The organism is Sphingomonas sp. IC4-52 (assembly GCF_020707225.1).
GTDB lineage: Bacteria > Pseudomonadota > Alphaproteobacteria > Sphingomonadales > Sphingomonadaceae > Sphingomonas.
Map to the genome: position 1 here is coordinate 22,432 of NZ_JAJFEU010000007.1, position 23,786 is coordinate 46,217.

The 23,786-nt window shown below is 65.1% G+C and carries 21 protein-coding genes; 14 read left to right on the top strand and 7 right to left on the bottom strand.

From position 1 onward, the window contains the following. The first annotated feature begins 58 nt into the window (after positions 1 to 58). The 7 genes from LK535_RS15160 (at position 59) to LK535_RS15190 (ending at position 4,948) form a co-directional block, all read left to right on the top strand. Positions 59 to 775, top strand: a complete 717-nt coding sequence (locus tag LK535_RS15160; protein WP_227772764.1) for an alpha/beta fold hydrolase — start codon at positions 59 to 61, stop codon at positions 773 to 775. Beyond that, positions 772 to 1,485: a hypothetical protein gene (locus LK535_RS15165; RefSeq protein WP_227772765.1), complete on the top strand. Its 714-nt coding sequence runs from the start codon at positions 772 to 774 to the stop codon at positions 1,483 to 1,485. Before LK535_RS15160 ends, LK535_RS15165 begins: the two co-directional genes overlap by 4 nt. A 12-nt stretch (positions 1,486 to 1,497) precedes the next feature. Continuing rightward, positions 1,498 to 1,953, top strand: a complete 456-nt coding sequence (locus LK535_RS15170) for a VOC family protein (protein ID WP_227772766.1) — start codon at positions 1,498 to 1,500, stop codon at positions 1,951 to 1,953. Further along, positions 1,953 to 2,369, top strand: a complete 417-nt coding sequence (locus tag LK535_RS15175; RefSeq protein ID WP_227772767.1) for a VOC family protein — start codon at positions 1,953 to 1,955, stop codon at positions 2,367 to 2,369. Before LK535_RS15170 ends, LK535_RS15175 begins: the two co-directional genes overlap by 1 nt. Next, a complete protein-coding gene (gloB, locus tag LK535_RS15180; RefSeq protein ID WP_227772768.1) occupies positions 2,353 to 3,090 on the top strand; it encodes a hydroxyacylglutathione hydrolase in 738 nt (245 codons plus the stop codon). Before LK535_RS15175 ends, gloB begins: the two co-directional genes overlap by 17 nt. A gap of 39 nt (positions 3,091 to 3,129) precedes the next feature. Further along, the gene (locus LK535_RS15185; RefSeq protein ID WP_227772769.1) at positions 3,130 to 3,549 is read left to right on the top strand and encodes a hypothetical protein; all 420 of its coding nucleotides are present in this window, start codon (positions 3,130 to 3,132) and stop codon (positions 3,547 to 3,549) included. Between the two features lie 76 nt (positions 3,550 to 3,625). Next, positions 3,626 to 4,948, top strand: coding sequence for a cystathionine gamma-synthase family protein (locus tag LK535_RS15190; RefSeq protein WP_227772770.1), 1,323 nt, complete (start codon positions 3,626 to 3,628; stop codon positions 4,946 to 4,948). 65 nt (positions 4,949 to 5,013) lie between these two features. Here LK535_RS15190 and LK535_RS15195 read toward each other — a convergent pair whose 3' ends face one another. Next, complete coding sequence (locus LK535_RS15195; RefSeq protein ID WP_227772771.1) at positions 5,014 to 5,685, bottom strand: TetR/AcrR family transcriptional regulator; 672 nt, start codon at positions 5,683 to 5,685, stop codon at positions 5,014 to 5,016. Between the two features lie 155 nt (positions 5,686 to 5,840). On the opposite strand from LK535_RS15195, the gene LK535_RS15200 reads away from it, so the two are divergent. From LK535_RS15200 to LK535_RS15210, 3 genes are all read left to right on the top strand, one after another. Continuing rightward, positions 5,841 to 7,058: an LLM class flavin-dependent oxidoreductase gene (locus LK535_RS15200; protein WP_227772772.1), complete on the top strand. Its 1,218-nt coding sequence runs from the start codon at positions 5,841 to 5,843 to the stop codon at positions 7,056 to 7,058. Next, positions 7,055 to 7,900 carry an SDR family oxidoreductase gene (locus LK535_RS15205; RefSeq protein WP_227772773.1) on the top strand — a complete coding sequence of 282 codons (846 nt, stop codon included), beginning with the start codon at positions 7,055 to 7,057 and terminating at the stop codon, positions 7,898 to 7,900. Before LK535_RS15200 ends, LK535_RS15205 begins: the two co-directional genes overlap by 4 nt. Before the next feature lie 521 nt (positions 7,901 to 8,421). Then, a complete protein-coding gene (locus LK535_RS15210) occupies positions 8,422 to 8,811 on the top strand; it encodes a hypothetical protein (protein ID WP_227772774.1) in 390 nt (129 codons plus the stop codon). 166 nt (positions 8,812 to 8,977) lie between these two features. Here the strand turns inward: LK535_RS15210 and LK535_RS15215 are convergent, their stop codons facing one another. Beyond that, a complete protein-coding gene (locus LK535_RS15215; protein WP_227772775.1) occupies positions 8,978 to 10,501 on the bottom strand; it encodes an NAD(P)/FAD-dependent oxidoreductase in 1,524 nt (507 codons plus the stop codon). A gap of 161 nt (positions 10,502 to 10,662) precedes the next feature. Here LK535_RS15215 and LK535_RS15220 point away from each other — a divergent pair, with 161 nt between their 5' ends. The 3 genes from LK535_RS15220 to LK535_RS15230 all read left to right on the top strand — a co-directional run bounded on the left by LK535_RS15220 (position 10,663) and on the right by LK535_RS15230 (position 13,531). After that, positions 10,663 to 11,745: a zinc-binding dehydrogenase gene (locus tag LK535_RS15220; RefSeq protein WP_227772776.1), complete on the top strand. Its 1,083-nt coding sequence runs from the start codon at positions 10,663 to 10,665 to the stop codon at positions 11,743 to 11,745. Beyond that, on the top strand, positions 11,742 to 12,758 hold the full coding sequence (locus tag LK535_RS15225) for an alpha/beta fold hydrolase (protein WP_227772777.1): 1,017 nt from the start codon (positions 11,742 to 11,744) through the stop codon (positions 12,756 to 12,758). Before LK535_RS15220 ends, LK535_RS15225 begins: the two co-directional genes overlap by 4 nt. 338 nt (positions 12,759 to 13,096) lie before the next feature. Next, a complete protein-coding gene (locus LK535_RS15230; protein WP_227772778.1) occupies positions 13,097 to 13,531 on the top strand; it encodes a hypothetical protein in 435 nt (144 codons plus the stop codon). Positions 13,532 to 13,584: 53 nt separating this feature from the next. Here the strand turns inward: LK535_RS15230 and LK535_RS15235 are convergent, their stop codons facing one another. From LK535_RS15235 to LK535_RS15245, 3 genes are all read right to left on the bottom strand, one after another. Next, the gene (locus LK535_RS15235) at positions 13,585 to 14,265 is read right to left on the bottom strand and encodes a nitroreductase family protein (RefSeq protein ID WP_227772779.1); all 681 of its coding nucleotides are present in this window, start codon (positions 14,263 to 14,265) and stop codon (positions 13,585 to 13,587) included. Positions 14,266 to 14,411: 146 nt separating this feature from the next. Further along, positions 14,412 to 16,238, bottom strand: a complete 1,827-nt coding sequence (locus LK535_RS15240) for a DUF885 domain-containing protein (RefSeq protein WP_227772780.1) — start codon at positions 16,236 to 16,238, stop codon at positions 14,412 to 14,414. 92 nt (positions 16,239 to 16,330) lie between these two features. Then, positions 16,331 to 19,579 carry an amidohydrolase family protein gene (locus LK535_RS15245; protein WP_227772781.1) on the bottom strand — a complete coding sequence of 1,083 codons (3,249 nt, stop codon included), beginning with the start codon at positions 19,577 to 19,579 and terminating at the stop codon, positions 16,331 to 16,333. Between the two features lie 125 nt (positions 19,580 to 19,704). Here LK535_RS15245 and LK535_RS15250 point away from each other — a divergent pair, with 125 nt between their 5' ends. Further along, the gene (locus LK535_RS15250) at positions 19,705 to 20,802 is read left to right on the top strand and encodes an SDR family oxidoreductase (RefSeq protein WP_227772782.1); all 1,098 of its coding nucleotides are present in this window, start codon (positions 19,705 to 19,707) and stop codon (positions 20,800 to 20,802) included. Positions 20,803 to 20,863: 61 nt separating this feature from the next. Here the strand turns inward: LK535_RS15250 and LK535_RS15255 are convergent, their stop codons facing one another. Next, positions 20,864 to 21,868, bottom strand: a complete 1,005-nt coding sequence (locus tag LK535_RS15255) for a zinc-dependent alcohol dehydrogenase family protein (protein ID WP_227772783.1) — start codon at positions 21,866 to 21,868, stop codon at positions 20,864 to 20,866. A gap of 165 nt (positions 21,869 to 22,033) precedes the next feature. After that, a complete protein-coding gene (locus tag LK535_RS15260) occupies positions 22,034 to 23,755 on the bottom strand; it encodes a DEAD/DEAH box helicase (RefSeq protein WP_227772784.1) in 1,722 nt (573 codons plus the stop codon). Between the last annotated feature and the right edge of the window lie 31 nt (positions 23,756 to 23,786).

A 23,786-nucleotide genomic window follows, 5' to 3' on the forward strand; every position in this document is an offset into this window, starting at 1 on the left:
GCAGCTACCCGGCCCTCTCGCCTTTCACTCGCCGCTACCCGTCGCTACATCGCGAAGGATGACCTCCGCACAGCGACCCCGCCTTGCCTATCACCTCACCGAAGGCGCCGGCCCAACCATCGTCTTTCTTCCCGGCTATGCCTCCGACATGACCGGCACCAAGGCGCTCGCGCTGGAAAAGTGGGCGCAGGACAGCGGCCGTTCCTTTCTCCGGTTCGATTATGGTGGCTGCGGCGCCAGCGAGGGGGCGTTCGAGGAACAGTCGCTCATCGACTGGCGGGACGACGCCCTCGCAATGATCGACCATGCGGTTCAGGGTCCGGTGGTACTGGTCGGTTCCTCGATGGGCGGATGGATCATGCTTCTGGCGGCGCTTGCCCGTGCCGACAGAGTCGCTGCCATGGTAGGAATCGCCGCGGCGCCGGACTTCACCGACTGGGGCTTCAGCCAGGAAGAAAAGCTCTACATCCTTCAGCATGGTCGGCTCGAGCGACCGAACCCGTACGGTCCGCAGCCAACGGTCTACACCCGGCGTTTCTGGCAGGCGGGCGAAGCCAGCCGGCTGATGCATGGCCCGATCGCCTTGGACATGCCGGTGCGGCTGATCCATGGGCAGCGCGATGCTGACGTGCCGTGGGCGCAATCGGTTCGGCTCGCAGAGCTGATCCGCTCCGACGATGTTCAGGTGACGCTGGTCAAGGACGGCGACCATCGCCTGTCGCGCGACGAAGACATCGCCTTGTTGATCCGCACGGTCGAGGATGTGCTGCGATGATCCTGCTCGGCCTTGCCTTGCAGGCCGCCGCCCTGCCGCCGGCAGAAAACTGTGCTGCAATGGCCGCCAGCGACCCGCTGGCGGCAGAGCGGCGCGCGAGCGCCGATCGAAGCGCGAGCGGGCGTGCCTGCCTGGGCATCGCGCTGACGGGGCAGGATCGCTTCGTTGAAGCGGCATCGGCATTCGAGGAGGCCGCCCGGGTGTCCGAACTCGCCCGCGACGGTTCGGCAGCGCGATACTGGGCGCAGGCGGGCAATGCCTGGCTGGCGGGACAGGATCCGACCAAGGCGCGCGCTGCGCTCGACGCTGCTCTTGCGGCGGGAACCCTGACCGGCCTTGAGCGGGGGGAGGCTGCCCTCGACCGGGCTCGCGCTCTTGTGGCGCTGGGCGATGTCAAAGCCGCGCGTGGCGATCTTGATCTGGCGCTGAAGGATGCGGCGGACGATCCGCTGGCTTGGCTGCTTTCCGCCACGCTGGCGCGGCGTACCGGCGATCTGGTGCGGGCCAAGGCGGATATCGGCCAGGCGCTTCGGCGCTCCGCTGACGACGCGCAGGTGCAGCTGGAAGCCGGCAATATCGCGGCAGCGAGCGGCGACGAAGCAGGCGCCAAGGCTGCCTGGACCGAGGCTGCACGGCTCGCGCCCGATCGCCCGGCGGGCCAATCCGCCGCTCGTGCGTTGACGCAATTCGCTGCCGACCAACAGAAGTAACCTGGAGGATAGATGCGTTATCTCCACACCATGATCCGGGTCGCCGATCCGGAAAAGACCATTGCCTTCTTTGAGGTGCTGGGGCTGAAAGAAGTCCGCCGCATGGATAGCGAGGCAGGCCGTTTCACCCTGATCTTCCTCGCGACGCCGGAGGATATGCGCGGGCCAGGCGAGCGTGCGCGTGCCGAGGTGGAACTGACCTACAACTGGCCTGCCGAGGACGGCAGCCCGGCGGAGGAATATACCGGCGGGCGCAATTTCGGGCATCTCGCCTATGATTGCGACGACATCTACGCGACGTGCCAGGCGGTGCTGGACGCAGGCTACACCGTTCACCGCCCGCCGAGGGACGGCTATATGGCGTTCGTGAAGACGCCGGACGGCATTTCGATCGAACTGCTGCAGCTCAATGGTCCGAAGCCGCCACAGGAACCCTGGGCGTCGATGCCGAACACCGGCACCTGGTGATGCCGGCGCCCGCGCGACTGATCGTGAACCTTGATGTTCCCGATCTCGCGCGGGCGGAGCGTTTCTACTGCGACGTATTCGGCGTGACCGTCGGTCGACGGCTTGGTGGCGGCGCGGTCGAACTGCTTGGCCTGGAAGCGCCGCTGTATCTGCTGGAGGTGGCCGGTGGCAGTGTGGCAAGCCGCGCTTCCCCGGCGGTGCGGGACTATCGCCGTCACTGGACGCCGGTGCATCTGGACGTGGCAGTCGAGGATATCGACCGTGCCCGTTCCGTCGCGATTGCCGCAGGGGCCGTGGACGAAACTGGCGTGCGCGATGCACCCTATGGGCGGATCGCAACCTTTGCCGATCCGTTCGGCCACGGCTTTTGCCTGATCGAATTCAATGAAGGGGGCTATGATGCCATCGCCACTTGAGATCGTCCGCGTGCCCGTGCTGAGCGACAATTACAGCTGGCTGGTCCACGATCCGGACAGCGGCGCCACCATGGTGATCGATCCGGGCGAAGCGCAGCCATTGCTTGATGCCGCTGCGGCGCGGGGGTGGACGATTGGCGAGATCTGGAACACGCACTGGCACCCCGATCACGTGGGCGGCAATGCGGCAATCGTCAGCGCCACGGGCGCGAGCGTGACCGCACCGGAGGCCGAGCGCGCAAAGATCGGCGCAGTCGACCGGGGTGTTGGCGAAGGTGACACGGTGATGCTGGGCGATCATCGCGCAACGGTCTTGGCGGTACCCGGCCATACCCAGGGCCATGTCGCTTTTCACTTCGCCGACGATGCGGCCATCTTCACCGGCGACACGCTTTTCGCCATGGGCTGTGGGCGGTTGTTCGAGGGTACGCCGACCGACATGTTCGGCAACATGCAGCGTTATGCCCGATTGCCGGCCGAAACGCGCGTTTACTGTGGCCACGAATACACCCAGTCTAACGGCCGCTATGCGCTGGTCGCGGAGCCGGAGAACGCCGCAATCAGGGAACGGATGACTCGGGTCGACGCAGCGCGCGCCGCTGGAGAAGCGACCATCCCGACCACGATCGGGGAGGAATTGGCCACCAACCCGTTCCTGCGCGCGCAAAGTGCCGAGCAATTGGGCGAACGCCGCACGGCGAAGGATAATTTCCGCGGGTGACGGCGTTATGCGGATGAGCGGCGGGCAGGAGTGACGATGATGGCCAAGGTACTGATTTCCTTTGCGCTCGCGGCCGCGGCCGGGGCTGCTGCCATGTCTGCCGCCAGCGCTGCCGACGATCGCCGGCCCGGTCCCTACACACGCGAACAGATCCGGCTGGAAAAGGAGCTTGCGCGTCTGCAGCCGCAGCAGCCGGTCGATTGCATCGACACGCGCTTCCGCAACATCTCCCTTCGGGCGATCGGTGACAAGCTGATCTATCGCGAAAGCCGCAATCGCATCTTTGTCTCTCAAACCGCCGGCGGGTGCGAGAATGTCGCCAGGGGCGACGCATTGGTAACGCGCCAGTTCGGCCCTCGCCTGTGCCGCGGCGATATCGCGACCACCGTCGACCGCGCAGCGCGTTTTCCCACCGGCAGCTGCGCCATCGGCCCGTTCACGCCTTATACTGCCGGTTGATCGCCAGTTCGGGGTGTTGGTGCTAGGTGCAGCGTCTGGCGCTGAATGCGCCCCTATTTCCTAGCGGAGCCAAAGAATGACCAAGGAAACCGAAGCCGATCTGACCGGCGTTGCGCCGCGTGTATCGCCCAAGCCGGCGGTGGACGAGATCGGCGGACGGAAGCTGAAGCCGGCAACGCTGATGATGGGGCATGGCTATGATCCGGCCTTGTCCGAAGGCTCGCTGAAGCCGCCGATCTTCCTCACCTCCACCTTTGTGTTTCCCAACGCCGCGGCCGGCAAGCGCCACTTCGAGGGCGTTACCGGCAAGCGGCCGGGCGGCGCGGAAGGGCTCGTCTATTCGCGCTTCAACGGGCCGAACCAGGAGATCCTGGAGGATCGCCTTTCCGTCTGGGAAGATGCCGAGGATGCGCTGATCTTTTCAAGCGGCATGTCGGCCATTGCGACCTTGTTCCTGTCCATGGTGAAGCCCGGCGATACGATCGTCCACTCCGGCCCGCTTTACGCCGCCACGGAGACGCTGATCGCCCGCATCCTCGGCCGCTTTGGCGTGCACTGGCTCGATTTCCCCGCCGGCGCGACACGCGAGGAAATCGATGCGGTGCTGTCGAAGGCGGCGTCGGGCAATGTGGCCCTGATCTATCTCGAAAGCCCCGCAAACCCGACCAACGCGCTCGTCGATGTGGAGGCAGTTGCGGCGAGCCGCGACGCGATCTTCACCGGCGCGAACAAGCCGCCGATCGCCATCGACAACACCTTCCTTGGTCCGCTGTGGCATAAGCCGCTGCGCCATGGCGCCGACCTCGTCGTGTATAGCCTCACCAAATATGCCGGCGGCCACAGCGATCTCGTTGCTGGCGGTGTGCTTGGGTCGAAGGCGCATATGGACACGATCCGGCTGATGCGGAACACGATCGGCACGATCTGCGATCCGAACACCGCCTGGATGCTTCTGCGCAGCCTGGAAACGCTGGAACTGCGCATGAGCCGTGCTGGCGAGAATGCGGCCAAGGTCTGTGCCTTCCTGCGTGATCACCCCGCGGTTGAAAGGGTCGGCTACCTCGGCTTCCTCGAAGGCGGCAGCGATGAGCGGCAGGCCGACATTTACCGCCGCCATTGCGACGGCGCCGGCTCCACTTTCTCCCTGTATCTGAAGGGTGGTGAAGCGGAGGCGTTCGCGTTCCTGGATGCCTTGAAGATCGCCAAGCTGGCGGTGAGCCTGGGCGGCACGGAGACGCTGGCGAGCCACCCGGCCGCCATGACTCACCTGTCGGTGCCGGATGCGCGCAAGGCCGCGCTGGGGATCACCGACAATCTGGTGCGCATCTCGATCGGTGTGGAGGATGCGGACGATCTGATTGCCGACTTCGCCCAGGCCCTGGACGCGATCAGCGGCTGAGGCCGCGCATCGGCAACTCGCGTGATTGTCGTCGCGCCGGGCAAACCGGCGCGACGGCAGAATCATCAGGCTGCGGCGAGCGGCGTTACACGATGCCGTAGCAGGTCCTTTTGATAACCATGCAGTCGACGTTCCAATCTTGCTGCCGCCGCGTCGCTTGCTGCGCCGCGCAATGTGAGAGCGTAGCCGTAGCCAACGTGCGCTTCGAGCTCGTGAACTTCGACGCTCCCGAGCACCCACGCCAGCATTGCCGCGACATAGACGGAATCAAGCGCGCGCAAGAGTGGGTCGATCTCCAGATCCGGGAGCAGCGCACCCTCGCCGCTGGCTTCGTTCAGAAGCGCCCACCAGAAGCCGTAGCGTTGCGGTGTTTGCAGTTCGCCGCGCAATTCCTTGCTGTCGAAGCGCAAGGCCTCGGTCCACAAGGTACGATAGAAATCGGGATCGTCCGCGAGGTAGGCGAGCGAGATGGACACCGCCTGAAAGATCCGGTCGATCGCGCCGACACGATGGAGTTGCGAAAATCGTTCGTGGAATTCGCGAACATCCTCAAGAAGCGCGATGACAATGGCGCGCTTCGATCCGAACAGGTTGTAAGGCGTCGTCAGTGACACGCCGGCCCGTGCCGCGATGGCGCGCATCGACAGGCCCGTATCGCCCGTTTCCTTGATCAGATCCCGTGCCGCGGCGATGATCCGACGGCGACGTTCTGCCTTGGCGTCCTCTCGCCGGCTCATCCCTTTATCCTTCGCATCTGCAGGGCAGTAGGCTGCGGGGCGGCCGGCTGCAACGCCGCGGCGCCCCTGATTACCATAACGCGTTCAAAAAGTGTCTAGTCACGCGAGCATGCCCGCCCTAGCATCCGCCACAAAGATGATCGGAGGAGAGAGAGATGGCCGGGGACAAAATCCGTTTCGGCGCCTTCATTGCGCCGTTTCACCCGCTGAACGAAAATCCCACGCTTGCGCTGGAGCGGGATCTCGACCTCGTCGTGCATATGGACAAGCTTGGCTTCGACGAGGCGTGGTTGGGTGAGCACCATTCCGCCGGCTACGAACTGATCGCCAGCCCGGAATTGTTCATCGCTACGGTTGCCGAGCGTACCCGCCACATCCGCCTGGGGACGGGCGTGTCGTCGCTGCCCTATCACCATCCGTTAATGCTGGCAGATCGTATCAACCAGCTGGATCATATCACGCGGGGTCGCGTGATGTTCGGCATTGGCCCAGGCGCGCTGCCTTCCGACGCCTTCATGATGGGCATTCCGGTGTCGCGGCAGCGCGATCGCATGGACGAGGCGCTGGACGTGCTGGTGCCCTTGCTGCGCGGCGAGCAGGTGACGAAGAAGACTGACTGGTTCGAGCTGAACGAGGCGCGGCTGCAGATGCTGCCGTACAGCCGCCCGTCGGTGGAGATCAGCGTTGCCAGCCAGGTGTCGCCATCAGGCGCGACGGCGGCTGGCCGGCACGGGCTTGGGCTGTTGTCGATTGGTGCGACCCAGACCGGCGGGTTCAACGCACTGACCTCGAACTGGGCGATTGCGGAGCAGCAGGCCGCCGAAAGCGGGACAAAGGTGGATCGCAGTCAGTGGCGGCTCGTCGGCCCCATGCATGTGGCGGCATCCCGTGAAGAGGCGCGCGCGCAGGTTCGCGCCGGCCTGGACAAGTGGCTGTATTATTTCCGCGAAGTGGCGGCTTTGCCGCTGGCGCCCACCGATGGTTCGGATCCGGTCGATGCGATCGTCAACTCCGGCATGGCAGTTGTGGGTACGCCGGAGGATGCGGTGAAGCAGATCGAGCGCCTGCGCGAGCAGTCAGGTGGCTTTGGCGCCTTCCTCCTTCTCGATAACAATTGGGCCGAATGGGAGAACAAGAAGAAATCCTATGAAATGATCGCCCGCTATGTCGTGCCGGAGGTGAATGGCATGAACGCCAATCGCCAGGCTTCGATCGAATGGGCGGCCACCAACCGGCCACGGTTCATCGGCGAGGCGCAGGCTGCCGTCGGGGCGCGGCTGGCGGAGCATATCCAGAAGAAGGGAACGGAAAACATCCGTCCCGAAATTCTCGCCGCGATGGGCCTCGACAAGAAGGCGGAGGCCGCGGAGTGAGCGCCGCCGCAAACGGCCGAAAGGCGATCTTCATCACTGGCGCGGCCTCCGGCATGGGGTTGGAAACGGCGCGGCTGTTCGCCCGGCAAGGCTGGTTCATTGGCGGCGTCGACATCAACGAGGCTGGCCTGGCACGGTTGGAGCAGGAGCTGGGCAGCGACAACTGCTTGGTCCAGCGTCTGGATGTGACCGACCGGGCGGCCTATGCGGCGGCACTGGATCGGTTCGCCGCGGCCAGCGGGGGTCGGCTCGACATTCTCTACAACAACGCCGGCATCGGCCGCGGCGGGCCCTTTGCGGATCAGCCTTGGGAGGACGTGCTCGCCGTCGTGAACGTGAACCTCGTCGGAGTGTTGACCGGCATTCACCTGGCGATCCCGTTGCTGAAGGCTACGCCGCAGTCGATGTGCTTCACCACATCCTCCTCGTCGGCCACTTATGGCATGCCGATGATCGCGGTCTATTCGGCCACCAAACATGCGGTGAAGGGGCTGACCGAGGCGCTGGCGATCGAGTTGAAGCCATACGGTATCCGCGTGGCGGACGTGCTGCCGGCGCTGATCGACACGCCGATCCTTCCCGAAGGCGCAGCAGCAGCAGCACCGAAGGCAGGCGTTTTCCGTGCGATCCCGCCGCGCGAAGTGGCCGAGACGGTCTGGGAAGCATATCATAGCGATCGCTTGCACTGGTATGTTCCGCGCGAGCTGGTCGCGCTGGACCATATGGCCACGTTGCACCCGGAACAGACCCGCGACGAGATGGCGGAAGGCCGATTGTTTGCCACGATCGACGCACAAGTGGCCGCAGCCACACCGGTCCCGATCGGCGCTACGGCAGGTTGAACACGGGTGCAGGCGCGGAACGGCGCCGCTCGCCCATGCTCCGGTGCGTGTTGAGGGCAGAATAGTCATGGCAAAACGGGTGCTTATCTTGCCGCGAAGCAGCGTTGGCGACTACCTTCGCTGGCAACCGCGTTCCTGCGTTTAAATGGTGCTCCTTCGAACCGAGTCCGTTACTCGGCCTCTCTTCGGTACCGCTTTTCGTTGGTGATGCGCTCTGCCCTTAGGGGAAGTTGTGCCGTAATCGTGCGTGACTCGAGCAACGAAGTGACCTAATAGATTGTTCGCGATATAAGTCCGTCGGGTCGTGTAGAGGTGATGTGGGCATATGTTCCAGCACGACTCCCCGACGCGGATGCTTGTTCCAGTCACTTCGATTGCTGTTCCGGAGCCTGGCGCATCGCGGATTAGCGTCGGTACATCCGCTGCCTTATCTGCGAAGTCGGGATCTCAGGCGCTCGGCGGAGCGGTCTTGTGGTCATGCCGGAACGATTGCTCCCCAGACCTGAATGGGGGAGAAAACCATGGCTGACGATACACTGGCCGAGCTGGCGCGCGCGATACTGGCGGTTCGGCGCGATCGCCGCCGGGAATTGCCAGCGGAGCTGTTCGGCGGCGAACTCGCCTATGAACTGCTCCTCGTGCTGTTCGTGGCAGATGCGCGCGGCGAGCGGCTGACCGGCTTCACCGCACTCGAGCAGATCGGCGGGGTGAGCGCCACGGGCCGCCGATGGATTGAGTATCTCACTCGAGAGAAGCTGATCCTCGGCGACGGCGAAGGGGACCTGAGCGATACGCTTACCCTGACCGCCAAGGCGCTGAACGCCCTTGAGGGCTGGCTTTCGCGGGCGCGCGAGACGTTGGACGGCTTTCCCGGGGATAATGACCCAGCTTGGGCGCGCCTGTCCCGGTGACGTTCGGACCGACATCGGGAGTGATTGGCCTTGATCCGGAGGTGCTTGGCCTCGACCGGTTGTTCGTTGGAGCACCGTCCCGATGCAGGCCGATCACCGCCGCGGCCGGCCCGGATAGCGCGGCGCGGCGTACCAAATCGTCGGTTCGGAGCGCGCTTTGCCGATCTCAGGCGGCCTCCAGCAAATCGGCGCGGGCATCAAGGCCGATGGTCGCCATCAACTCTGGACGGTCAGGCCCAGGCTGCGGCGCATAGGCATCGGCGTTGAGGCGTCGCCCACGCGCCCAATAGCCAAGCACCTTGCTGAGATTCTGCGGACGCTTCAGCCAAGCCTCAGGATGTTCGAGCATGTGGAAGCCGCGCATCATTGCCCGCATTAGCTGAACATCGGACCGGGCTGCGATCGTGATGCCGTCTTCCACGAAGCTTTTTGCCAATCGTGCCTTGAGCCGTGGCCGATGGTCCGGTGTGAGGGTGGCGCGGGCGCGACGAATGGCGGCGCGATCCTGCTTCAGCATGAGATCGTAATAAGGCCTAACCTCCGCCAGGATGCCGCTGTCATAGATGCCCAGCCGGGCAGCAGGATCGCGCGTGCTGTCCAACGCGCGGCGCAGGACTCCGGCACTGACGGCGGCGAGCGAACAGCCCCGTCCATAAAGTGGATTGGTGCGCACCAACGCGTCGCCAATGGCGAAGAAACCCAGCACTGCCGGTCTGCCATCCACCATGAGGCTACGCCATCGGCTGTGCAGATCGCCCATGCCGATGACCTTGCCCACCGGCTCCGATGTGGCGGGATCCACCCATGGGGCCATGCCGGGCATGGCCATGCAGATGCGCTGGAAAGTGTCGCCGTCCATGACCGCCTTGCGCAGCTCATGCTCGATTTCCGGCACGCAAAGGGTGATCGAGAAGCGGCGATTGTCCGCAGGGAATACGCCGAACTTGAGATAGCCAAGATCGCCCGAGGCGGGCACGTCGCCCCGCGGCGGCTCCTCCTGCCCATCGCGCAGGCGATAATGGCGGGTGAAATAAAGGACGCCCGCCGTCTCCGCCGTTTCGGCGATCGGGGCACCGGCCTTGATGAGCTGTTCGATAAGGTTCGCCGCCTTGCCGCCAGCGTCGACCACCACGTCGGCGGTGATTTCCTCGCGCCCGTTCGCGGTATCCGCGGCGACGCCCGTCACCACCATCGTGCCCTCAATGTTCTTGTGGAACAGCGGGCTGCGCACCTTCACGCCGCTGCGGATCGATACGCCGGGAAGACGCTCGACATAGCGGCGGATCACCAGCTCCAATGTGGTGCGGCGGCTGGTGAGAATGGTGAGATCGCTGTCACCCGGCGCCGGCACATAGGTCGCCTTCAGCTTGGGCGGCAGCATATCCTGAAAGGTAATGTCGCGGCAGCCGGCGGCGTAGAGATCCTCCAGCAGCCGGGGATGTTCGTCGCGGATGATGTTGCGCAATCGCGCCAGAAAGGCGTGGCTCTGACGCAGCTGGCTGACGCCGCGGCGCTGCCATTGATCGAACGCGACATCGGGCCCACCCTCCGGCGGCGCTTCGTCGCGCTCCAGCAGGGTAACCTGACGCGATCCGCCGCCGAGGCGAAGCGCCGTGCACAGGCCCGCGATGCCGGCCCCGACGACGATCACCTGCTCGCCCGACGCGCCTGAAATGGTGCTGCCCGACATTCATCCCTCCGACATTTTGGCGACATATATTTCCAAAAACGATCAGCCGCAATAAATTCAAACGCGTTATGAATATGCGGCTTGCGCCCACCAACGGCAGGGGCCACGATGCGGCAACGATCCGGCGATCACGTCGGACAATCGGAGAGGGAGGGGCTGCGATGCGGGCCGTGGTGAGACGCAACAAGCAATTGATCTGCGACGAGGTGCCCGATCCGGTACCGGGCCAGGGCGAAGTGCTGGTGAAGACGTTGGCTTGCGGCATCTGCGGATCGGATCTTCACGCCGTCCATTCATTCGAAAACATGCTGGAGCTTGGCGCGCGCACGGGTGAAAAGCCGCGCACGGATCCGTCCAAGGACATGATCTTCGGTCATGAATTTTCGGCCGAAATCCTGGATCACGGCCCTGGTTCGGCCAAGACGCTGAAAACGGGTACGCGCGTCGTCTCCATGCCGATCGCGATGAAGCCCGAAGGCTATGAAGCGATCGGATATTCGAACACGTACCCGGGCGGTTACAGCGAGCAGATGGTGCTGAGCGAGGCAATGCTCCTCGAAGTGCCCAACGGCCTGTCCGATGTGCAGGCAGCCATGACCGAGCCGTTTGCAGTGGGCGAACATGCCGTCGCCATGTCTGCGGCTGGCGCGGATACGGTGAACCTGGTCATCGGCTGTGGCCCAGTGGGCCTGGCGGTGATCGCGGCGCTGAAATCGCGCGGGCTGGGGCCGGTGGTGGCGGCGGATTTCTCGCCTGCCCGGCGCGCGGTCGCGGAGAAGATGGGCGCGGACATCATCGTGGATCCAGCGAGGGAATCGCCGCACACGAAGTGGAGTGAACTGGGCGTGCCGCGCACGTCCTCGGAACGGATGGCCGCCATGATGACCGGCCAGACCGGCAAGCGCGCGATCGTGTTCGAATGCGTCGGCGTGCCAGGCGTTCTCCAGAACATCATCGAATCGGTGCCGGTCAGCACCCAGGTGATCGTGGCGGGCGTGTGCATGGAAACGGACACGATCGAGCCGTTCCTGTGCATCAACAAGCAAATCGATTTCCGGTTCGTGCTTGGCTACACGGCGGGCGAGTTTGCCGCGACGCTGACCAACATCGCCGACGGCAAGATCGACGTTCTCCCGGCAATTACCGACGAGGTGGGCCTCGACGGCGTCGCCGCTGCCTTCGCCGCGCTCGCCGACCCCGAACAACAGTGCAAGGTCGTCGTCCGACCGGGAGTGACCGCATGAGCTCGGCCGTGAACGATGTGATCGAAGCGCCGCGGGCGCTCGCGGAGGCAATGCCACCGGTACAGTTCGTGGAAACGAACGGCATTCGCATGGCCTATTACGAGGTCGGGCCGAAAGGCCAGGGCGTGCCCGTGATCTTCTGCCACGGCTTTCCCGAGCTCGCCTTTTCGTGGCGCCACCAGTTGGACGCCTTCGAAAAGGCAGGTCGTTGGGCAATCGCGCCGGACCAGCGCGGCTATGGCCAGACCAGCCGGCCCGAGAAGATCGAGGATTATGACCTGGAGCATCTGACCGCCGACATTGCCGGCATGATGGATGCGCTGGGCATCGAAAAGGCGATCCCCTGCGGCCATGACTGGGGCGGCATGGTGGTGTGGCAGTTCGCACTGCGTTACCCCGAGCGATGCGCCGGCGTGATCGGGGTGAACACGCCGTTCCTGCCCCGCGGCGAGATCGATCCGATCGCCGGCATGCGCGCGGCCTATGGCGACGACATGTACATCGTCTGGTTCCAGAAGCCGGGCGAGGCGGATGCGGCGCTGGCAGCGGACCCGGAGCGGTCGATGCGCTTCTTCATGCGCAAGCCGCAGATGACGCTGAAGGAATATGAGCAATTGCCAGCCGAGCAGCGCACGCTGGCGCTGGGCGAGGGGCTGAAGCTCTATGATCCAGCGAACGATCCGCAACAGTTCCTGAGCGATGACGAGATCGCTGCATTCGCCGGGACCTTCGCGGAAACGGGCTTCACTGGCGGCATCAACTGGTATCGCAACTTCACCCGCAACTGGCAGAATTCCGTCGATCTGGTCGAGAAGGTCGAGGTGCCGTCGCTGATGGTGATGGCGGAGAATGACGTGGTGCTGAGCCCCGCGATGACCGAGGGCATGGAGCGCTACGTCCCCGATCTGGAGCGGGTGCTGGTGGAGAAGTCCGGGCACTGGACCCAGCAAGAATTTCCCGAGGAGGTGAACCGAGCGCTGCTTGGTTGGTTGGACAAGAGGTTTCCGGGCTGACGCCGTCGGCCCGAGTGTCTCGGGCCTAGCATTTGGCGGGTTGCTTGATTCTGGGCTGAGCTGGGGGGAGGAGCGGAACTCCGCCCGTTCGGATGAGCCGGTCGGAGGTACAGGCCGCGGCACTCCACGCGGTTGACTTCGGCAGGCTCGGCTCGTTTCGGCGAGTGTGAGGGTATGGCTCGTGTCGGCAGATGGATGGCTGTCGATGCGGGCTGTGCCTTTGCCGGGGGCACAAGCGTGGATGATGGGGGTTGGTCTGCAAACGTTCAGTTGCGGACATACCCATTTGCGGGAACCCTACGCGTCTTGGCAGGGACTTGTTGATGCGGGGAAACCGAATGGCGCGCGGTGTGATGCTGGCAGTTGCGGTTGCTGCCGCCGTCGCCGGTTCCTTCATCGCTCTTGGAACGCGCCCGGACGGCATCGCTGACTACTATCGTGACACGCTAACCAGACCGGCGTTTACCGTTTGGGTCTTCGGCCTAGTAGTAGCCACGCTGTCCCCACCCATCATAGGGATAACCTTCTGGTTCAGCTCGACAAGAAGTCGCCGCGGCTGGCTTCTTCACTTTCTTCTTTTGCCCGCTAGCTACGCAATTGTACGCGGGGCCATTGCTATCATGCTGATGGTCGCCGGTGAGCCGGACAATGATGGTCTGACAGGATGGGCTACCGAACCCGCCGTCATGCTGATGCTGCTTTGCCCGCTGGTGTACTTCGCCGCTCTTGCTTTCACAAAATCGCATAGGCGCGCGCCCGGGCACGGCAGCTAACCAAAAGCCGCCATTTCGCTCGTGCTATACCCGGCTTGCGCGCAGCGCTCTGCCTAGTCCGCAAATCCCACGAAGCGCGCCGCTTCGCTGACCGACTTGCGGCGGGAGACGACGGCATTGGCGGGGAAGCTGTCGTCGGGCCAACCCATGGCGACGCAGGTCTGGATCACCTGATCGTCGGGAATGCCGGCGTGTTCGCGGACCACCGGCGATTGCATGATGCCCTGGCTGTTGATGACGCAGCCCAGGCCGCGCGACCAAGCGGCGTTGACGAGGGCGGTGGTGACGGCGCCGCAATCGAACGGTGCAATGTCGCTGCCGAGCAGGACGCGATCATAGGTGACGACGATCGAGACGGGGGCGTCGAATTGGCGAAAGCCGCGCAGCACCCAGTCGTGGCGCTTCGCCTTGTCCTCGCGCGCGATGTCCATGGCGCCGAAGAGTTGCTTGGCGATCTCGATCTGCCGCTCGCGGTGGACCCCGCCATATTCCTCGCCCAGGCGGAATTCGCGCGAATGGGGCACGCCGGCGAGGTTGCGCTCAGTGTTGCCCTGGCGGATGCGGTCGAGCGGTTCGCCGGTGACGACGGTGAAATTCCACGGTTGCGTGTTGAGCGAGGAGGGGGAGCGCATCGCCAGCGCCAGCACTTCTTCAATCAGCGTGCGGGGGACGGGATCGGGCTTGAAACCGCGGATGCTGCGGCGGCCGTTCACGACGTCGTCATAGGTCTGCATTGATGCCTCTCCCGTATTTTCCTCCGCACATAACCAAGTCCGTCATCCCCGCGAAGGCGAGGATCCATAGACGCTGAGGCTGGCGAAAAAGCCGGTGCGGTAGCGCTCATGGATCCCCGCGTGCGTGGGGATGACGGATCGAGTGGTCAGGCCTTCAGCATCCGCTCCGTCACCATGCGCTCCAGGATGGTCAGCGGCATCGCGCCGTCGAGCAGTACCGCATGGAACTTGCGCGGGTCGAAGGCGGCGCCCTGCTTCTGCTTCACCGCATCGCGCAGGCGCACCCACACAGTGTGGCCGATCTTGTAGCTGCACGCCTGGCCCGGCCAGCAGGTGTAGCGATCGATCTCATTCTGGCTGCGACCCCGCGCGATTCCGGTGGTTGCGATGAAGTAATCGGTCGCCTTCTCCCGGCTCCAGCGCTTGTGGTGCATGCCGGAGTCGACGACGAGGCGCGTCGCGCGGAACAGCAGCGACTGGAGATAGCCGACCTGGCCGAGGGGATCGCCCTCGTACATGCCCATCTCGTCCGCCAACTGCTCGGTGTAGAGCGCCCAACCCTCGGTATAGCCGCTGAAGCCGCCGCGGCGGCGGATGAGCGGGATGTCCTGCGATTCAAGCGCGGTCATCACCTGCAGGTGATGGCCCGGCACCGCCTCATGGTACGACAGGGTTGCAAGGCCGAACTTCGGACGGTCGAAGCTATCGCGCAGGTTGATGTAATAGATGCCCGGGCGCGACCCATCGAGCGAGGCGTTCTGGTAATAGCCGCCGGGAGCCCCCGCCTCGATCGACTTGGGCACGCGGCGGACCTCCACCGGCGCCTTCGGGATAAACGAGAATTGCTCTGGCAGGCGCTTCTGCATGGCGATGACCTGCGAATTGAGCTGCGCGATCAGCTGCTCCTTGCCGGCATCGGTATTGGGATAGACCTGATCCGGGCGCTTGTTGAGCGCGACCAGCCGCTCGCCGACGCTGCCCTGCGTCATGCCCTGCGCCTTGAGGATGCCGTCGATCCGGTTGCTGATTTCTGCCACCTGCGCGAGGCCAAGGCGGTGAACCTCCTCGCCCGGCATGGCGACGGTGGTCGCAGCCTCGACGGCGGCGGCATAATAGGCCTCGCCGTCGGGCAGGCGCCACGCGCCGGCGTCGTGCGACGCGCGGCCGCGCAGCTCGGTCACCAGCGCACGCTGGCGATCGAGGGCGGGGAAGACCTGATCGTTCATGATCTTCGTCACCTCGGCGACGCGCGAGTTGGGTAGGTTGGCGGCCTTCAGCTTGCCGGCGAGCGCCGTGACCGGCACCGTGGACCCTGCCGGCTGATCGCGCAGCCCGCCCATCAGCTTCAGCGTGGTGTCGAGGATGTAATCGGGCGCGAACACGCCGCGTGCGGCGTCTGCCCGCTGGCGCTCGGTATCCTGATCGATCGCGGTGGCGAAGGCGGCGACACGGGCGACATAGGCGTCAGCGTCGGCGGCATCCTTGATGCGGTGCTGCGCGTCGAGGAAGTCGGGCACCTCGCGATAAGCGCCGGTGAGCTGCGTCAGGATGTAGGGCGCGAAGCGGCCCATGCTGGCGCCGTACGTGAACTTCTCACCACCTGCGATGCTGCGCTGGAGCTGGTACGACACGACCTCATAGTCGAGCCGCGCCGTCGGGGAGAGCGAGGCGGGGTTGATCTTGCGCAGTTCCGCCAGCTCGCGCTTGGAGCGGGCAAGATCCTGTTGCGCGCCAGCGGCGGATCCGTCGTTCAGCTTTGACTTGAGACCGGCACGCTCGCCGGTGTCCAAGCCCAGCGCAGTGGCGCCTTCTGGGTTTTCGCCGATGCGATCGTAGAAGAAGCGGTCCAGCAACGTGCGCAGCTGGGCGTCGTTCGCGTTGGTGCCGGCGGCGGCTGCCTTTTGCGCTGCAGCCGGAACGGCGGTCGCCAGAGCGGCAGCGCCGGTGCTGCCAAGAAAGGTGCGACGATCCATGTTTCTTACTCCTGGGGGGGGACTGCCCGTTCGTCCCGAAGCGGATCGGGACGAAACGGGAAGGGTGAGCGGTTAGAGCCGGAGAGCGGCGGTCATTCGGTGGTGGCGCCGGCCTCCCAGAAATAGCGGCCGCGTTTCGCCGAGCCAGTCGCGACCTCGTTCAAGGTGGCGGCATCGTAGAGACGCCCGCCCAGCATGACCTGGCGCACCTTGTCGCTGTTGCGGATGTCGGCGGTGGGATCGGCATCGAGCACGAGCAGGTCGGCGAGCTTGCCCGCCTCCAGCGAGCCGATGTCCTTGGACATGCCCAGCGATCGGGCGGAGACGATCGTGCCCGCGCGCAATGCCTCCAGCGGGGTCATGCCGCCGCGCACGAAGGACCAGAGCTCCCAATGCGCACTCATGCCAGCCTGCTGGCCATGAGCGCCGATCGACACCAGCACGCCGCGCTTGGCGAGCTTGTGGGCCTCGCGCGCATTTTCATCGTCAACATAGTCGCTTTCCGGCGCCATCAGCCGCCGCGCCGATTCCGCCCTCAGCTGCGCCGGCGGCGTATGCGCCTGAAGCAGCGGGTGAGCGAACAGGTCGGTGTGCTGACGCCAATAGGGATCGGCGGCGAGTCCGCCGAAGGTGACGACCAGAGTGGGCGTGTAGTTCGTCTTCGAGCCGGAGAAAAACTGCACGATATCCTCGTAGAACACCTCCAGCGGGATGTTGTGCTCGATGGTAGAATTGCCGTCTGCGATGTGCGTGACGTCCAGGCCGTAGATCGAGCCACCTTCGGCCACGACCTGCATGTTTTCGCGCCGGCCAGCCTCCGTCACCTGCTGGCGCTGTTCGCGCCGCGGCTGATTGTAGTTCTTCACACTATGCCCGCCCTGCGCCTTCAGGCGCCGGACGTGGGCGAGCGCATCGTCGAAGCTGTCGATCTGAGCGTAAACGTCGGTCGCCTTGGCGCCATAGACCGCTTCACCGGTAGAGAAGATACGCGGGGCGAGGATCAGCCCGGCGCGCTGCATTTCCGAAGCGACGAAGATCTCGCTGGCGCGGTTTGAGGGATCGTGCAGCGTCGTGGTGCCGAGCGCGAGGTTCTGCATCATCGACCAGTTGCGCTGTGGCACCAGTTCGTCCGTGCCCGCCGGGCCGTGGGCGTGCGCATCGATCAAGCCCGGGATGATGGTCTTGCCGGTAGCATTGACGGTGGTCGCACCCGCCGGAATGGCGGTGGACGCGCGCGGGCCGACCGCGATGATGCGGTCGCCGCGGATTACCACCACGCCATCATCGATGATGCCGCCATCCTCGCTAGCCATGGTGACAAGCCGTGCGCCGGTGATCGCGACGGTGCCGGTCGGCTTGGCCGCAGTTTGCTCCATCGCCAGCGAAATGCCGGTTGTCGGGGGCACGAACGAAGGCGTGCCATCGGCGCGCGGTGCCGCGGCGAACAGGCTGGACGTTTCCACGGTGTACAGCGTCGGGCCGAGGCTCCAGTGCAGACGTGTGCCATCGTTCGACCAGTTCATATAGTCCGCGCCGCCGGCGCTGACCCGTGTCACCGGCAGGGCGCGCGCTTCCGGCGACAAGGCAATGGTCTGCCCGCCCGGCATCAGCGGCACGACATAAGCGGCGTAGTTCTGCCGGAAGGCGACATATTCGCCGGTTGGCGAGACGATATAGTCCGTGGCCAGTTCACCGTTGGCGTGAACGCGCTTGTCCTGCCCGGACAGATCGGTGCTGACGAGCTGACGCACGGCCTTGCCGTCCTTGCGCTCATCCTCCAGCATGAAGATGCGATCGTTGCCCGCGCCGAATTGCGGCGAAGCGGCGCCCCGCGCCACGCGTGCGACGGCGCCGCCGGTGGTTGGGACGCGGTACACTCCCGCATCCTCCGCCCATTTTGGGCTGGTCAGGCCGCCATGGCTGGTGCGTTCGAAGACGATCGTCTTGCCATCGGGCGAGAAGCGGGGACGCGCGTAATGGCCCGGCTGACCGGTCACGTCGCGCGCGGTGCCGCCGGTGGCAGCGATCACTCGCAAGCGGCCCAGGCCCTCATCAGTCCAGCTGACGAACACGAGGCTCTTGCCGTCGCGCGACCAGCTGGGGAAGAGTTCGAACCCGTCATCGCCGCGGGTCAGCCGCCGCGGTGCGCCGCCCGCGACGGACTTGACCCACAGTTTGCCAAGCGTCTCGAACACGACCTGTCGTCCATCCGGCGACACGCTGGCGAAGCGCGGCATGGACGTCGTGAAGCGATCAGGCGCGACCGCAATCTGCGGGTGCGGCCCGTCAATGACGCCGCGGCTGTCGTCGATGGAGAAGGGGATCTCGCGCGCGTTGGTGCCGTCCGCATTGATGCGGCGGATCTTGCCGCGCGCCCAGAATACCAGACCGCTGTTATCCGGCAGCCAGGCCATGTTCGGATAGACGCCCGTGACCGCCCAGGTTTCCTGCACGTCCTGATCGAGATCGTCATAGATCTTGCGCTCCTCGCCGGAGGCGAGATCCTTCACGTACAACTTCGATCGGGTGGCTTCGCGGCGGACAAAGGCGATCTTCTTGCCATCGGGCGACGGCGTCGGGCGCACCGAGCCGCCAGCGCCCGTCACCGCCTTGGTCACTTCGCCGGTTTGCAGATCGTAGCGCTCGATGTCGAACAGGTCGGTGTTTGAATCCTGCGCATATTCGAAGATCGGGCCCGGCGTCACGTTGCGCGTGTAGAAGACGGATTTCCCGTCGGCGGCGTAGATCGGCTCGCCCAGTTCCTTTTGATGCGCCTCGTTCGGACGCTTGACGAGCGGCACGCCGGCGCCCCCGGAAACATGGTACATCCACACTTCACCGGTGCCGAGCGAGCGGCCGGTGGTGAAATGCTTCTTGGCGACGATGAAGCGGCCGTCCTTGCTCCAGCTCGGCTGGTTGAGGAGGCGGAAATCCTCCTTCGTCACCTGGCGCTTGTCGCTGCCGTCGACGTTCATCACCCAGATGTTGTCGCCACCGCCGCGATCGGAGGTGAAGGCGATGCGCCGGCCATCCGGCGAGAAGCGCGGCTGCACTTCATAAGCGAGCCCTTCCGCGATCCGCGTCGGCGTGCCGCCGGTGATCGGCATGGTGTAAATATCGCCCAGCAGGGTGAAGGCGAGCGTGCGGCCATCGGGGCTGACGTCCACGTCCATCCAGCTGCCTTCGTTCACGCGGATCGGAACCTGGCGAATGGTGGCCCCCGGAGGAGCGTTCACATCCCACTTCGGCTTGGCAGCGGAGGTACGGTCCGCGCTCTGCGCCGAGGCGCCATGCGCAACAAGCGCGGCCAGAGAAACGAGCGACGCCGCGTAAAACTTCATGAATTCCCCCGGAAACGACAAGATGATTGCCGTACTATCCGGCTGCACGGCGAACTGGCAATGCCGTACGGTCAATGTTCGCCGGTGCACCGAAAGCGGGCGTCGGACGATTTGGGAGAGGGCCGATGAGCGAGCGAACGGTGCTGATCGCAGGGGCAAGTGGTGTGATCGGCCAATCGGCGGTTCAACGCTTTGCCGCCGCCGGGTGGCGGGTGATTGCGGTTTCGCGGCGAGCGCCCGATGTGTCGGCCGACACGCCTTTTCAGCATCTGCCGCTGGATCTGCTCGATAGCGCCAGGTGCCGTGCAGCCGCTGGTGAGTTCGGCGGCGTAACGCACGTGGTTTACGCCGCGCTCTACGAGAAGCCGGGTCTGTACGCCGGCTGGTTCGAACAGGACCAGATGGACACCAATCTCACCATGATGCGCAACCTGATGGAGCCGCTGATCGCCGCAGCGACCGGGCTTCGGCACGTCAGTGTATTCCAGGGGACCAAGGCATATGGCGCGCACGTCCACCAGATCGCGGTGCCGGCGCGTGAACGGTCGGCACGTGATCCTCATGCCAATTTCTATTGGTTGCAGGAGGATTTTCTGCGCGAGCGACGCGCGCGGGCGGACTGGTCGCTGACGATCTGGCGACCGCAGGTGGTGTTTGGCGGTGCGACGGGCGTGGCGATGAACATCGTGCCGGTGATCGGAGCCTATGCCGCGATCCAGCGCGAGCTTGGCCAGCCGCTGATCTATCCGGGCCGGCCGGGCGGCGTGGCGGAAGCGGTGGACGCGGACCTGATCGCGGACGCGCTGCTATGGGCGGGCGAGGCAGAGGCGGCGCGGGACGAGACGTTCAATATCACCAATGGCGATGTCTTCACCTGGGCCGATACCTGGCCGGCGATCGCCAGCGCGCTGAACATGGAGCCGGCATTCGGCGAGCCATTCTCTCTGGTCGATTACCTGCGGCAGCATGAGGGCGTGTGGGACGATCTTGTCCGGCGGCAGGGATTGCGCGCCACGCCGCTGCCTGAATTACTAGGCGAATCGCATCATTATGCCGATCTCTTGTTCGGCGTGAACGCGCCGGCGGATGCGGCCCGTGCACCTGTGCTGGTGAGCACGATCAAGCTGCGGCAGGCCGGATTTGGCGAGTGCATCGATACGGAGGAAATGTTCGCCAAGTGGCTGTGGCGCCTTGCCGAGCGCAAGGTCATTCCGGCCGCCTGACCGGTACCGGACGCAGCGGAAAGCTGCGTCACCCCAACGACGTCGGGGTGACGCCAATCGTTCAGATGTCGAGGCAGATCTTGCCGAAATGCTTGCCCGATTCCTGATGGCGGAAAGCATCCGCGATCTGTTCGAGCGGGAAGTGGCGGTCAATCACAGGACGGATCCCGTTCGCCTCGATGGCGCGAATCATGTCCTGTTGATGCCGGCGCGCGCCGACGGTGAGGCCGATGATGCGCTGGTTGCCCTGCATGACAAAGACGGTCGGCACATTGCCGCCGACCCCGGCGAGGACGCCGATAAGCGAGATGTGACCCCCGATCCGTGTTGCGGCGATCGATTGCGGCATGGTGCCGGATCCGCCGATCTCGACGACATGATCAACGCCGCGGCCGCCGGTCAGCTTGCGTGCGGTTTCACCCCATTTTTCGTCCTGACGATAGTTGATGAGGTGATCAGCGCCCATCGCGCGCAGACGCTCCAGCTTCTCGTCGGAAGAAGAGGTGGCGATCACCGTGGCGCCAGCCGCCTTGGCGAACTGCAACGCAAAGATCGAGACGCCGCCAGTGCCCTGAACCAGCACGGTCTCCCCGCTCTTCAACTGTCCGTTCACGACCAGCGCGCGCCATGCCGTGAGGCTGGCGCAGGTCAGCGTGGCCGACTCCGCGTCCGAAAAGCCCTGGGGCGCGCGAGTGAATGACGTCGACGGAGCAGTGACGAATTCACGGGCAAAGCCGTCAGCGCCGTCGCCGGGCACATCGCCCATGACTTCGCGGGCGGGCTCGCCATCCATCCAGTGCGGGAAGAAGGTGGATACCACCTTGTCGCCAACCGCGAACTCGGTGACGCCTTCACCGACCTCGACCACCTCGCCCGCGCCATCGGACATGGGGATGCGACCGTCCGGCGTCGGGATCATGCCGGTGACAACGGCGTAATCATGAAAGTTCAGCGAGCTGGCGCCTACACGAACAACGATCTCGCCGCGGCCCGGCGCCTGGCGCTCGGTGTCGGTTACCTGGAGGCGGTCAAGCCCACCGGGCTTCTGCAACTGGATTGTGCGCATCTATCTCTCCCTGGCACTGATGGCCTTTGGGAGAGGGCGTAGATGGCCCGCGTACGAGGCGCAACGACAATTAAGTCGGACCGATTAAAGTGCCACTTTCCGCAGCTGCCACCCTGCTGGCGGTAGTCGCCGGCAGGGTGGGGCAGAAGCGATCAACCGGCCAGATCAGCGTCGATCGTTGTTGCCACGCCGGGGGCCGCCCCGGGCAGGGCCATCGCCCTGCTGACGCGCGCCATGCTGACGGGGCGCATGCTGACGAGTGCCGGCGGGCGCGCGTGCCGGGACAGGGGCGCGGTCGGACGGCTCGATCAGCACATCATCGTCAGCGGTTGCCGTCTTGGCCACTGCGGCCATGAACTTGTTGGCAAGCGCCCGCGGGATCTGGAACGCCGTTTCGTTCGGGCCAATGCGGATCGCGCCAACATCGTTCTTGGTCAGATTGCCGCGGCGGCAGATCAGCGGCAGCACCCAGCGGGGATCGGCGTTCTGGCGGCGGCCAAGGTTCATACGGAACCACAGCACGTCCTCAAAGCCGGGGCGGTGCTTTTCGCGTTGGGCGGCGCGATGCGCCTCCGGCGTCGCCGCGATGATCTCCTCCGGCTCCGGCATGGCGGCACGATACGCGCGGACCAGCGCGGCCGCGATATCCTCGGGGCTCTTCTCAGCGATCAGCTTCTCGGCAAGGGCGCGATCCTCGTCCTCCACCTCTACGGGTGCGAGCAACTGGGAGAGCAGGCGGTCCCGATCCTTGGCGCGCACGTCCTCGGGCGTGGGCGCGTCGACCCATTCCACCGGGATGCGGGCGTTGCGCAGCATCGATTCGGCCCAGCGGCGGCGCTGATACGGGACAATCAGCACGGCTGTGCCCTTCTTGCCGGCGCGTCCCGTCCGGCCGGAACGGTGCTGAAGCGTTTCGCCGTCGCGCGGCAGTTCAACGTGAATGACGAGGCTGAGGCTCGGCAAGTCAATGCCGCGAGCGGCCACGTCGGTGGCGACGCAGACACGGGCGCGGCGATCGCGCAGCGCCTGGAGCGCCGCGTTGCGCTCATTCTGGCTGTGCTCGCCAGAGAGCGCGACCGCCGCAAAGCCGCGCTCGACGAGGCTGGCATGGAGGTGGCGCACGTTATCGCGCGTCGCGCAGAACAGGATGGCCGTTTCCGCCTCGTGCAGTCGCAGCAGATTGATGACGGCATGTTCGATGTCGGACGGGCTGACCGCCACAGCCTGATAGCTGATGTCGCCGTGTCCGCGATCTTCCTCGACCGTCGAAATGCGCAGCGCGTCCTTCTGGTAGCGGCGGGCAAGCTGAACGATCGGCTTCGGCATGGTGGCCGAGAACAGGAGGGTGCGGCGGCCATCGGGCGTCGCGTCGAGGATCTCTTCCAGATCCTCACGAAAGCCCATGTCGAGCATCTCGTCCGCCTCGTCGAGCACCGCGACCTTCAGCGCCGACAGTTCCAGCGCGCCGCGCTCCAGGTGGTCGCGAAGCCGCCCCGGCGTGCCCACGACGATATGGGCGCCATGGTTGAGATTACGCCGTTCCTTGGACGCATCCATGCCGCCTACACAGGTGACGATCCGCGCGCCCGTCGGGCCGTAGAGCCAGATCAGCTCGCGGCTGACCTGAAGCGCCAGCTCGCGCGTGGGCGCGATAACCAGCGCGTGCGGTTCCCGGGACGGGATGATGCGATCGTCCTCGCCAAGCAGCTCCGCGGCCATCGCCATGCCGAACGCGACCGTCTTACCCGAGCCGGTCCGGGCCGAAACAATGAGATCGCGACCAGCCGCGTCCGGTTCGATGACGGCAGCCTGAACGGGAGTGGGCGCCTTGTAGCCACGCTCGGCGAGCGCACCGGCGAGCGGCGCGGGTAAAATGTCAAATGTCATGATTGGCCCCTAGATGGCCCATCTGGCGTAC